This is a genomic window from Micromonospora sp. NPDC047620, from assembly GCF_043205005.1.
GTDB lineage: Bacteria > Actinomycetota > Actinomycetes > Mycobacteriales > Micromonosporaceae > Micromonospora.
This window is the reverse complement of sequence record NZ_JBIDDG010000030.1, coordinates 71,076-81,524: the sequence shown is the minus strand read 5'-3', so window position 1 is coordinate 81,524 and position 10,449 is coordinate 71,076. Positions and strand designations below refer to the sequence as shown.

Annotated in this window: 11 protein-coding genes and 1 pseudogene; 2 read left to right on the top strand and 10 right to left on the bottom strand. The window is 72.8% G+C overall.

Annotated features, from left to right (window positions below; translation table 11 throughout):
• Nucleotides 1-152: 152 nt before the first annotated feature.
• Nucleotides 153-365: pseudogene (locus tag ACGF5C_RS28250) on the top strand (IS701 family transposase); the annotation flags it as partial.
• A 119-nt stretch (nt 366-484) separates the two neighbouring features.
• Here the strand turns inward: ACGF5C_RS28250 and ACGF5C_RS28245 are convergent.
• The gene (locus ACGF5C_RS28245) at nt 485-817 is read right to left on the bottom strand and encodes a transposase (RefSeq protein ID WP_393306429.1); all 333 of its coding nucleotides are present in this window, start codon (nt 815-817) and stop codon (nt 485-487) included.
• Between the two features lie 107 nt (nt 818-924).
• Between ACGF5C_RS28245 and ACGF5C_RS28240 the strand changes: the two genes are divergently transcribed.
• On the top strand, nt 925-1,530 hold the full coding sequence (locus ACGF5C_RS28240; RefSeq protein ID WP_393306427.1) for a YdeI family protein: 606 nt from the start codon (nt 925-927) through the stop codon (nt 1,528-1,530).
• A gap of 306 nt (nt 1,531-1,836) precedes the next feature.
• On the opposite strand, the gene ACGF5C_RS28235 is transcribed toward ACGF5C_RS28240, so the two are convergent.
• Genes ACGF5C_RS28235 through ACGF5C_RS28195 form a run of 9 tightly spaced genes read right to left on the bottom strand, consistent with a single transcriptional unit; the run spans nt 1,837 to nt 10,444 of the window.
• Nucleotides 1,837-2,847, bottom strand: a complete 1,011-nt coding sequence (locus ACGF5C_RS28235; RefSeq protein ID WP_393306425.1) for an LLM class flavin-dependent oxidoreductase — start codon at nt 2,845-2,847, stop codon at nt 1,837-1,839.
• Nucleotides 2,844-3,170 carry a TIGR04076 family protein gene (locus ACGF5C_RS28230; protein ID WP_091630792.1) on the bottom strand — a complete coding sequence of 109 codons (327 nt, stop codon included), beginning with the start codon at nt 3,168-3,170 and terminating at the stop codon, nt 2,844-2,846. The genes ACGF5C_RS28235 and ACGF5C_RS28230 overlap by 4 nt, the downstream gene beginning before the upstream one ends.
• Complete coding sequence (locus tag ACGF5C_RS28225; protein ID WP_393306423.1) at nt 3,167-3,544, bottom strand: nuclear transport factor 2 family protein; 378 nt, start codon at nt 3,542-3,544, stop codon at nt 3,167-3,169. Before ACGF5C_RS28225 ends, ACGF5C_RS28230 begins: the two co-directional genes overlap by 4 nt.
• Nucleotides 3,545-3,589: 45 nt before the next feature.
• Nucleotides 3,590-5,236, bottom strand: coding sequence for a DUF885 domain-containing protein (locus tag ACGF5C_RS28220; protein ID WP_393306421.1), 1,647 nt, complete (start codon nt 5,234-5,236; stop codon nt 3,590-3,592).
• Nucleotides 5,233-6,471, bottom strand: coding sequence for an amidohydrolase family protein (locus ACGF5C_RS28215; RefSeq protein WP_393306419.1), 1,239 nt, complete (start codon nt 6,469-6,471; stop codon nt 5,233-5,235). Before ACGF5C_RS28215 ends, ACGF5C_RS28220 begins: the two co-directional genes overlap by 4 nt.
• Nucleotides 6,472-6,481: 10 nt before the next feature.
• Nucleotides 6,482-7,465, bottom strand: a complete 984-nt coding sequence (locus ACGF5C_RS28210) for an ABC transporter ATP-binding protein (RefSeq protein ID WP_393306417.1) — start codon at nt 7,463-7,465, stop codon at nt 6,482-6,484.
• Nucleotides 7,462-8,439, bottom strand: coding sequence for an ABC transporter ATP-binding protein (locus ACGF5C_RS28205; RefSeq protein WP_357462284.1), 978 nt, complete (start codon nt 8,437-8,439; stop codon nt 7,462-7,464). Before ACGF5C_RS28205 ends, ACGF5C_RS28210 begins: the two co-directional genes overlap by 4 nt.
• 2 nt (nt 8,440-8,441) lie before the next feature.
• The gene (locus ACGF5C_RS28200; protein ID WP_393306415.1) at nt 8,442-9,359 is read right to left on the bottom strand and encodes an ABC transporter permease; all 918 of its coding nucleotides are present in this window, start codon (nt 9,357-9,359) and stop codon (nt 8,442-8,444) included.
• A complete protein-coding gene (locus tag ACGF5C_RS28195; protein ID WP_393306413.1) occupies nt 9,356-10,444 on the bottom strand; it encodes an ABC transporter permease in 1,089 nt (362 codons plus the stop codon). The genes ACGF5C_RS28200 and ACGF5C_RS28195 overlap by 4 nt, the downstream gene beginning before the upstream one ends.
• Between the last annotated feature and the right edge of the window lie 5 nt (nt 10,445-10,449).

Genomic DNA, 10,449 nt, shown 5'->3' with positions numbered 1-10,449 from the left:
CATCGATGGTCACGATGGCGACGCCGACACCAATACCGCGCCAAAACAGCCCACTACCAGCGAAGACTCCGACTCCACCAGGTGCGGCTGGAGTACTAGTACTGCAACGGCAGTAGGCGAATCGAGTTCGACTCGCGTTCGTTGGTCTGCCTGTGACGGATGTTGATGTTAGGCGGTGGCATGCGGAGCTGGACCGGTTACACGCGCGGATCGGGCCCCGGTTTCGTTGGTCGGAGCCGCAGCGGCGGGTGCGTCAGTACCTGTGCGGGCTGGTGTCGGGCCTGGGGCGCAAGAACGGCTGGACCCTGGCTGAACAGGCCGGGGACGTGTCGCCGGACGGGATGCAGCGGCTGCTGCGGTGGGCGGTATGAAGTTCTTGCTTGGTCGCAGAACCAGTTACCGGAGACCTCTTCAGTTGTCGATCACCGCCACGCCGTGACTTCGATCAGACCCACCCGCTTCTGAAACACGCCTTAGTGCCCCGTCATGCAGCCTTGAACGGGTAATCCGGGTAGCGGATCTTGGAGTTGATCGCGAATCCGGATTTCGGTCGGGCTCGCTGGTTGCGCCAGCGGACGTAGTCGCCGATGGCGGCGTCCTGCTCGGCGTGGCTGCGGTGGTCGGTGCCGTTGAGGGCGAAGTACCGCACCGCGGCGAACTCGGCCTCGATCCAGTTCAGCCACGACGCGTACGTCGATAGGAACACCAGATCGACCTGGTTGGCGGCGCACCAGGTACGGACCTCGGGGTGCTTGTGCGGGGAGAAGTTGTCCACGATGAGGTGGAGCCGCTGGTCGGGCCAGCGGCGGCGCAGCACCTTGAGGAAGCTGAGGAACTCGCGCCGGCGTTGGCGCCGGCAGCATGACGAGTCGGGCGGTCCAACAGGCAGAGGCTGCGGCCACGGCGTAGCGATAGCATGCCGTCATGGCGGGCGCCGAACTGGATGAGTTGATCGTCGCGGACGCCGACGCGCTGCGTGCGTGGTTGTCGGTCAACCACGCCACGTCGCCCGGCGTCTGGCTCGCCCTGACCAAGAAGGGCGGCACAGTCACGACGCTGACCTGGCAGCAGGCGGTTGACGAGGCCCTGTGTTTTGGCTGGATCGACGGGCAGGCCCGTAAACGGGATCAGGAAACCTCCTGGATCCGGTTCACCCCTCGCAGGCCCCGCAGTTCCTGGTCACAACGCAACGTCGCCCACGTGGCCCGGCTGCAGGCGCAGGGGCGAATGTTGCCCCCAGGCCTCGCCGCGGTAGAAGCCGCGAAGGCGGACGGGCGGTGGGCGGCCGCCTACGCCCCGCCGTCGGAAGCTGAGGTGCCGGCTGACCTCCTCGCCGCCATCGCTGCCGACCCTGCCGCCCAGGCCATGTTCGACGTACTCACCAAAACCAACCGGTTTTCTCTCATCCACCGCGTCAATGCCGTCAAACGGGCGCAGACCCGCGAGCGGAAGATCAGCGAGTTCGTTGCCATGTTGGCCCGTCACGAGACGATTTACCCGCAGAAGGCCAAGCCTCCGAACTCGCCGTAACCAGCATCTTCATGATCAGGTGCACCCATAGGTAGCCGCGAACGTGTGGGGCTCGTAAAGCCGGTTCGGCTACGCTGCCTGCGAATACTCGTTGATCAGCCCGCCGAGGATCGGGTGCCGTCGGATCCTGGCGGCGGTCAAGTCAGTGACTCCCGACGGCGGGTTGGGCGGCTGCTGGCCGAGTGATCGATGTGGCTGACACGTCACACAGTCGACGGCGGCCGTGGTCCCGTCCCATCGCGCTGGCAGGGAACGGAGAAGCCCGTGGCGGGGGCCGGCCGGTGGATGCCCACCCCCGCCACGGCGTCACCCCCGCAGCAGCGGCAGCACCCGGCGGCCGAGCAGGTCGACACCGCCCGCCGGGGTCAGACCGTGCGGGGTGCCGAACTCCACCCGGGTGGCCCCGGCATCGAACACCGCCGCGGCCTGCGCCGCGACGTGTTCCGGGGTGCCGGAGAAGGCGAACAGGTCGAGCAGGTCCCCGCCGATCAGCGCGCCGGCGAGGTCGTGTTCCTGGCGGGCGACGTGCTGCTGGATCCGCGACAGCAGCTCCGGATCGATGTCGACGTTCGGGTCGAGGGCGGCGACCACGGCGAGGTACATGGCCACCTCCGTACGGGCCACCCGACGGGCCAGCGCGCCGTCCTCGTCCACCACGGTCACGGCGCCGAGCACCACGCCGACCTCGTCACCGGCCCGACCGGCGGGCGCGGCGTCGTCCAGCCAGGCCCGCATCGTCTTGGCCATCGCCGGGTTGGCCGAACCGCCAACCTTGATCTCCGAGGCGAACGCGGCGGCCGTCCGGGCGGTCTGCTGACCCCACGTCCCCACCAGGACGGGCACGTCGGCGCGGACCGGGGCGTAGCGCAGGGCGGTACCAGGCGCCACGGTGAACTCCCGGCCCTGGAAGCCCCCGGCGTCGCGGGACAGCAGCAGCCGGACCACGTCGACGGTTTCGGTGATCCGCCGCAGCGGCCGGGCCTGCGGCACCGCGATCTGATCCAGCCAGGTGCCCCGGGCCAGCCCGAGGTAGGCCCGCCCGTTCGACGCCAGGTCCAGCGCCGCGACCTGCCCGGCGATCTCCACCGGGTGCATGGTGAACGGGTTGAGGCAGGCCGACCCGAGCCGGATCCGTCGGGTGTGCCGCGCGGCCACCAGCAGCGGGAAGAACGGCGGCTGGTACATCAGGTCACCGAAGACCGACAGCACGTCGAAGCCGTGCCCTTCGGCGAGCTCGGCCAGCGCGGCGTACTCGTCGGCGCTCTTGTCGGACTGGAGTCCGATGCCGACCAGCCGGCGTCCTTCGTCGGTGCTCACGTGAGTTCTCCAGTCGGGATCTGTCGCCGGGCGGTCCGCTCGATCCGCAGGATGACCCGCTCGTCCGGATCCGGGCAGGCCACGTGGCAGTCCCGGGCCAGCCAGTCCTCCGGCGGCAACGGACGTTGCTTGGCCGGCAGCAGCGGCAGGCATGCCGCGAGGGCGTAGAGGCAGAAGTGCCGGCCGGCGGGGATGGTGAGCCGGCTCGACTCGGTCAGGTCGATGTGGTCGCCCGGCTGGAGGCCGCAGACGGAGCGGCCCTCGATCCGTTCCACCACGACCCGCAGGTCGTACAGGTCGGTGACCGGTTCCTCGGCGCTCATGGGAGGGCCTCAGCGTGGTGGTGCACGATCCGCCAGCCCCGCTCGTCGCGGCGCAGCACGTCCGTCACCCGGAAACAGTCGTCCGGCTGCCCGGTCGCGTACCGGGCCCGCAGGACGTAGCGGACCAGGCCCGTGTCCTCCCACGCCTCGGCCCGGAACTGCTCGGGGGCGACCGAGGTCGGGGGCGCGGCCGGTCCCCGGGCCGCCGCCCGGCGGTCCCGCAGGTCGTCCAGGGCGGCCAGACCGTCCAGCAGGTCGGGTGCGTCGGACTCCCAGATCGTCAGTTCGGGGTGCAGCCGGGCGTCGAACGCCGCCCGGTCGCCCAACGACCGGTACATGTCGGTGATGGCGGCGGTGAGATCGTCAACGGTCATCGGGGCTCGCTTCCGGTCGGGGCGGACGGGGGCGTCGGGGGTGGATCAGGAGAGCTCGGCGAGGCGGGCGCGCAGCGGATCGAGCCCCATCGGCCCGAGCCGCAGGGCCCGCTGGTGGAACCGCTTGCGGTCGAACCCGGCGCCCTCGCGCCGTTCGACCTCCCGGCGGGCCTGCTGCCAGAGCCGCGCCCCGGCCTTGAAGGCCAACGCCTGCGCCGGCCAGCCGAGGTACCGGTCGACCTCGAACCGCGCGGTCGCCGGGTCCAGCCCGGCGACGCGGACCAGGAAGTCCACGGCCAGCTCGGGGGTCCACCGGCGCGCGTCGGTGAAGCCGGTCCCGGCCGGGATCGGCACGTCCAGGTGCAGGCCGAGGTCGATGACCACCCGGGCGGCGCGCCACATCTGCCCGTCGAGCATCCCGAGCCGCTCGGCGGGACCGGCGTAGAGGCCGAGCTCGTCGGCGAGGCGTTCGGCGTAGTGCGCCCAGCCCTCGGCGTACCCGTGCACCTGGCACAGCGACCGCTGCCACGGGTGCAGGTCGACGGTGGTGAGGGTGATCGCGTGCTGGAGGTGGTGCCCGGGCAGCCCCTCGTGGCAGAGCGTCCCGACGTGCCGCCACACCGGAACCGTCGACTCGCCGGGGGGCGTCGACCACCAGATCCCGCCCGGGCGGGTCAACCCGGCGTCGGGCGGGGTGTAGTACATGACCCCGGAGGCGGCGGGGCTGATCCGGCACACCACCCGGCGGGTGGCGGCCGGGATGTCGAAGTGCGGGCCGTCCAGGGCGTCGGTGAGCCGCTCGGTGCGCTCCCGCAGCCACTCCTCCAGGTCGGGCCCGACCGGCACCCGGCCGGCGGGGTCGGCGTCCAGCCCGGCCCGTGCGCCCGCCACGTCCGGGTACCCGAGCTCGGCGGCGACCGCGCGCTGCTCGGCGGCGGTCCGGGCCAGCTCCTCCCAGCCGTACGCGTACAGCTCGTCCAGGTCGACGGTCGCGCCGAGGAAGCTGCGCGCGGTGACGGCGTACAGGTCGCGGCCGACGCCGTCGACGTCGGTGGCCCGTGGCGCCAGCTCGGTACGCAGGAACGCGGCGAAGTCCGCCGTCGCGGCGGCGGCCGAGCGGGCCCCGGCGGCCAGCTCCCCGGCCAGCGGCCCGTCCGGGCATCCGGCCACCAGCCGGCCGTAGAAGTCGTCGGAGGTGACCCAGGCGGTGCACTGGTCGGCGACCGCCAGCACCTGCCGGCGGGCGACCAGGTGCCCCCGCCGGGCCGACCAGCGCAGCGTCTCGGCGTACTGGCCGAGGGCCGTGGGCACCCGGCGCAGGTGTGTGGCGACGACCGCCCAGTCCTGCGCGATGTTGCGGGGCAGGTTGTCGAAGACCTGCCGGACCAGGTGCACCGGCGTCGCCAGCGGGGCGAGCAGCCGGGTGGTGAAGCCCGCGTCGTAGAGGTCGACCTCGCTGGCCAGCCGGTCGATCAGCGCGCCGGCGAGGGCCCGCTGGGCCGTGCCGTCGACACCGGCGCCGTCCGCTGCCGCGGCGGTGCCGCGGGCCAGCTCCGCGCGGGCGGCGAAGCCGTCGGGGGAGAGGTCCGCGAAGTGCGATTCGGGCGTACGACCCGCCGCCTCGGCGGCCTCCGGATCCAGCCCGGCGAGCGCGTCGAGGTACCGGTCGGCGACCTCGATGATCGTCGTCATCGGGCGACGCCGAGGCGGCCGTGGTCGTCGCGGTAGGAGACGCCACCCTTGAGCACCGTGTGCAGGGTGCGCAGCGCGGACACCGAGCGGGTGGGATCGTCGCGCAGGACCAGCAGGTCGGCGTGCTTGCCCACCTCGACGCTGCCGAGCGTGTCGGCCTGGCCCAGCCACTGGGCGGGGCGGATGGTGGCGGACTTCAGGGCGTCGGCGACGGGCATCCCGGCGTCCACCATGAACTCCAGCTCACGCACGGTCGCGGTCGTCTCGTCGTAGCCGGCGTGCGGCGGCATGTCGCTGCCCAGCGCGATCGGCACCCCGTTGCGGATGGCGTGCTGGAGGCTCTCCCAGTGCCGGGGCCCGGCGGCCAGGGCGCGGTCCATCAGCCAGCCCGGCACGCCGGAGTCGCGGAAGAACTGCTCGCAGCGGCTGACCACGATGGTCGGGACGTACCAGACGTCCCGTTCGGCCATCAGCCGGGTCACCTCGTCGGTCAGCTCGTAGCCGTGCTCGACGCAGTCCAGCCCGAGTTCCACGGCGCGGCGCACCGACTCGGCCGGGCCGGCGTGCGCGGTGACCTTGCGCCCCCAGTCGTGCGCCACCCGGATCACCGCCGCCAGCTCGTCGTCGAGCAGTTGGGGGGTGTCGATCGACTCGAACTCGCCGGCGATCCCACCGGAGATGCACACCTTGATCAGGTCGGCGCCGGCCCGGATCTGCTGCCGGGTGAGCCGGCGGAACCCGTCCGCCCCGTCGGCCTCCAGCGCGTCGGCCTCCCAGCCGTGCCCCCCGGTGCAGCAGAGGGCGTGCCCGGCGGTGAAGATCCGCGGGCCGTCCACCGCGCCGCGTGCGATCCCCTTGCGCAGGGCGAAGTCGGCGTACCGGCTCTCGCCGACGAGCCGGGCGGTGGTGACGCCGGAGTGCAGGGTACGGCGCGCCGAGTCGGCCATCAGCAGCACCAGCTCGGCGAGGTTCGACCGGTGCACCTCGTCGCCGAAGTGGCCGGGCAGGCCGAGCGACAGGTGCACGTGCATGTTGGTCAGGCCCGGCATGACGTGGTCGCCGTGCAGGTCGACCACCCGGGCGCCGCCCGCCTCGGTGAGGACGTCGTCGACCGGCCCGACCGCGCGGATCGTGCCGTCGGCGCCGATCCAGATGCCGCTGTCGCGCTGGACGTCGTCCCGGACGCCGTCGTAGAGCGCGAGGTTGACCAGGACCTGTTCGGTGGGGATGTGCATGCGGTGTCCTCTACGCGGCGGGCACGGTGGTCTGCGCCACCGTGGGGTCGTTGAGCCAGCAGGCGGCGGTGCGGCCGCCGAGGTCGAGCGTGGGCGGCTGCTCGCCGCACGGCCGGAAGGCGTGCGGGCAACGCGGCCGGAAGCGGCATCCGACCGGCGCGTGTGCCGGGTCGGGCACCTCCCCGGCGAGCGTCCTGGGCAGCTGCGGGGAGAGTGCGATCTGCGGCACCGCGTCGATCAACGCCCGGCTGTACGGGTGCCGGGGCGAGGACCACAACTGACGGGTGGGCGCGGTCTCGACGATCCGGCCCAGGTACATCACCGCCGTGACGTCGGCGATCTCGTGCACCAGGGAGAGGTCGTGCGAGATGAACAGCATGCCCATGTCCAGGTCCCGGACCAGCCCGACGAGCAGGTTGACCACCTGCGCCTGCGACGACGCGTCCAGTGCGGTGACCGGCTCGTCCGCGATGATCATCCGGGGTTCCGGCGCCAGCGCCCGGGCGATAGCGAGCCGCTGCCGCTGGCCGCCGGAGAACTGGTGCGGGTACCGCTCTGCGGCCCCGGCCGGCATGCCGACCCGGTCCAGCAGGTCGGCGACCCTCGCCCGGCGGGCGGCGCCGGTCACCGTGTCCGGCACCCCGTCGAGGAGCTGGGCGCCGATGGTGCGCCGGGGGTTCAGCGACGCGTACGGATTCTGGAAGACCATCTGGAGCCCGACCTCCGGCACCGGCCGGCGCCGCCAGCCGAGCGGGGTGATCGGGCGGCCGGCGAACCGGATCGTCCCGGCGCTCGGCGCGGCCAGCCCGACCGCCACCCGGGCCAGCGACGACTTGCCGCAGCCGGACTCGCCGACCAGGCCGACGATCTGGCCGGGCGCCACCTCCAGGCTCACGCCGGCCACGGCCCGGACCGGCCCCCGGCCGCGCGGCTTGTACTCCACCTCGACGTCGCTGATCTCGAGCAGGTTGCCCGACCCGACCGGCTCGTTCATGCCGCCACCTCCAGGTGCGGACGGACCACGCAGGCCACCGACCGGTCGGTGCCGGCGGGGGACAGCGGGGGAGGCGCGGTGCCGCAGGACGGCTCGGCGTACCCGCACCGGGGTTGGAACGGACACCCGGGCGGCGCCTGCCCCGGCGTCGGCGGCCCGCCCGGGATGGGACGCAGCGTGCCGACGGCCTGGGTGCCGTGCGGGCGGGCGCCGAGCAGCGCGGCCGTGTACGGGTGGCGCGGCGCGGTGAGCAGCGCTCCGGTGGGGCCGGTCTCCACGACCCGCCCGGCGTAGAAGACGTACCCGCGGGTGGTGAGCGCGCTGAGTACCCCGAGGTCGTGGGTGATGAAGGCGACGGCCAGCCCGGTCTCGGCGCGCAACTGGTCCAGCAGCGCGAGGATGCCGGCCTGCACCGTCACGTCGAGCGCGGTGGTCGGCTCGTCGGCGATCAGCAGCCGGGGGCGGGCGGCGAGGGCGATCGCGATGGCCGCCCGCTGCCGCATGCCGCCGGAGAACTGGTGCGGGTACGCCCGCACCGCCCGCTGCGGGTCGGGGATGCGGACCTGGTCGAGCAGTTCCACCGCCCGCCGGTCCGCCGCCCGCCGGTCCAGGCCCAGGTGGACCTGCATGTGTTCGGTCAGTTGCCGGCCCACCGTGAGCATCGGGTGCAGCGCCGCGGTGGGGTCCTGGAAGACCATCGCGATGCCGGCGCCGCGCACCTTCTGCCAGCGCCTGGTGTCCAGGCTGAGCAGTTCGGTCCCGTCGAACCGGGCCGACCCGGTGACCTTGGCACCGGCGGGCAGCAGCCCGAGCAGGGTCTGCGCGGTGAGGCTCTTGCCGCACCCGCTCTCCCCCGCGATGCCGACCATCTCGCCCTCACCGACGGTGAACGACACGTCGTGCAGGATCGGCAGCGGCCCCGTGGGGCCGGGCAGGGTGACGGCCAGGGAGTCGACTTCGAGCAGCGGTCGCATTCTCAGCGTCCCTTCGCGTAGCGGGGGTCGATCCGGTCGCGCAGCGCGTCGCCGAGCACGTTGAAGGCCATCACCACGGTGAGGATGGCCAGGCCGGGGAACACGCTGACCCACCACATGGAGAGGTCCTGCGAGCCGAGCGCCACCATCGAGCCCCACTCGGCCGCCGGCGGGCGGGGGCCGAGGCCGAGGAAGGACAGCGCGGACAGCAGCAGCACGGCGTTGCCGAGCTCCAGGGTGGCCAGCACGATCGCCGGCCCCACGCTGTTGGGCAGGACGTCGCGGCGCAGCGCGCGGACCGGCCCGATGCCGAGCAGCCGGGCGGCGCTGAGGTAGTCCTCGCCGCGTATGGTCAGCACGGCGCTGCGGATGACCCGGGCGTAGACGGGCCAGGAGACGATGACCAGCGCGAGGACGGCGTTGCGGGTGCTGGGCCCGAACGCGGCGGTCACCGCCATCGCCAGGATGATCTGCGGGAACGCGAAGACCAGGTCCGTCAGGCGCATCAGCGCCTCGTCGACGAAGCGTCCCACGTAGCCGGCGACCAGGCCGAGCAGACCGCCGATCAGCAGGGCGAGCGAGACGATGGCGAGCGCGAGCGGGATCGACAGGCGGGAGCCGTGGATCACCCGGCTGAACACGTCCCGGCCGAGGGAGTCGGTGCCGAACCAGTGCGTGCCCGACGGCGGGGCGTACGCGTCCGGGCTCTGTGCCAACGGGTCGTACGGCGCGACGACCGGGGCGAACAGCGCCATCAGCAGCCACCCGCCGAGGATGACCAGGGCCGCCACGGCGATCGGCTGCCGCCAGATCGGCCGCCCGGTGGAGCGTCCGCGCAGCCGGCCCAGGAACCGGCGCCGGGCCAGCGCGTCGGTCGCCTTCGGGTCGGGCGCTACGGGGTCGGGTGCGAGTGTGGTCATGACAGCCGGATCCTCGGGTCGATGAGCCCGTACAGCAGGTCGACGGCGAGGTTGACCAGCGTGTAGACCAGTGCCACGAACAGGCTGACGCCGAGGATCGCGGGCAGGTCCAGCGCCGTCGCGCTGCGGTACGCGTACTGGCCGAGGCCCGGCCAGCCGAAGATGTTCTCCACCAGCACCGTGCCGGAGAGCAGCGAGGCGAAGGCCAGACCGGAGACGGTGATCACCGGGACCAGCCCGGCCCGCAACAGGTGCCGGCGGAACACCACCCGGGCGGGCAGGCCCTTGGCGTACGCGGCCCGGATGTAGTCCTGCTGGAGCACCTCCAGCATGGACGAGCGGACGAACCGGACCAGCATCGCCACGGTCAGGCTGGTCAGCACGAGCACCGGCAGGACCAGGTGCTGGGCGGCGTCCCAGGCCACGTCCCACTGACCGGCGAGGGCGGCGTCGACGGTGTACATCCCGGTCACCGTCGGCGGCGGGCTGAAGTCGGTGGAGAGCCGGCCGCCGCTGGGCGCCAGGCCGAGCTGGTAGAAGAACACGTAGAGCACGACGAGCGACAGCCAGAACGGCGGGGTGGACAGGCCGAGCAGCGCGCCGACGCGGATCAGCTGGTCGGTGATCCGGCCGTTGCGGACGGCGGCGAGCATGCCGATCCCGGTGCCGATCAGCAGCGCCAGCACCATGGTGGGGATGGCCAGTTCCATGGTCGCCGGCACGTACTGCAACAGGTCGTCGGTCACGGTGCGGCCGGTCTGCTGGGAGATGCCGAGGTCGCCCGTCAGCAGGTTGCCCAGGTACTGGAGGTACTGCACGTACAGCGGCTGGTCCAGGCCCCACTTCTCGCGGAACGCGGCCACCGTCGCGGGGTCGTTGAGCGCCTGGTCGGAGAGGTTGGCCGTGACCGGGTCGCCGGGCACCACGGTGACCAGGCCGAACGTCACGATCGTGACGCCCAGCAGCAGGCCTGCCGTGATCGCCACCCGCTTGGCCAGGAACACCAGCAGGGACCGGTGCGGCCGAGGCCGGGACGCGGTCGTGCTGACCGCGCCCGGCTCGGCGTCGTCGACTGTCGTCGTCATGAGAT

Excerpts from the sequence above, each read along its gene's own strand:
- ACGF5C_RS28240 (WP_393306427.1), top strand. The coding sequence starts at position 925 with ATGGCGGGCGCCGAACTGGATGAGTTGATCGTCGCGGACGCCGACGCG.
- ACGF5C_RS28200 (WP_393306415.1), bottom strand. The coding sequence starts at position 9,359 with ATGACCACACTCGCACCCGACCCCGTAGCGCCCGACCCGAAGGCGACC.
- ACGF5C_RS28215 (WP_393306419.1), bottom strand. The coding sequence starts at position 6,471 with ATGCACATCCCCACCGAACAGGTCCTGGTCAACCTCGCGCTCTACGAC.
- ACGF5C_RS28195 (WP_393306413.1), bottom strand. The coding sequence starts at position 10,444 with ATGACGACGACAGTCGACGACGCCGAGCCGGGCGCGGTCAGCACGACC.
- ACGF5C_RS28220 (WP_393306421.1), bottom strand. The coding sequence starts at position 5,236 with ATGACGACGATCATCGAGGTCGCCGACCGGTACCTCGACGCGCTCGCC.
- ACGF5C_RS28205 (WP_357462284.1), bottom strand. The coding sequence starts at position 8,439 with ATGCGACCGCTGCTCGAAGTCGACTCCCTGGCCGTCACCCTGCCCGGC.
- ACGF5C_RS28230 (WP_091630792.1), bottom strand. The coding sequence starts at position 3,170 with ATGAGCGCCGAGGAACCGGTCACCGACCTGTACGACCTGCGGGTCGTG.
- ACGF5C_RS28210 (WP_393306417.1), bottom strand. The coding sequence starts at position 7,465 with ATGAACGAGCCGGTCGGGTCGGGCAACCTGCTCGAGATCAGCGACGTC.
- ACGF5C_RS28225 (WP_393306423.1), bottom strand. The coding sequence starts at position 3,544 with ATGACCGTTGACGATCTCACCGCCGCCATCACCGACATGTACCGGTCG.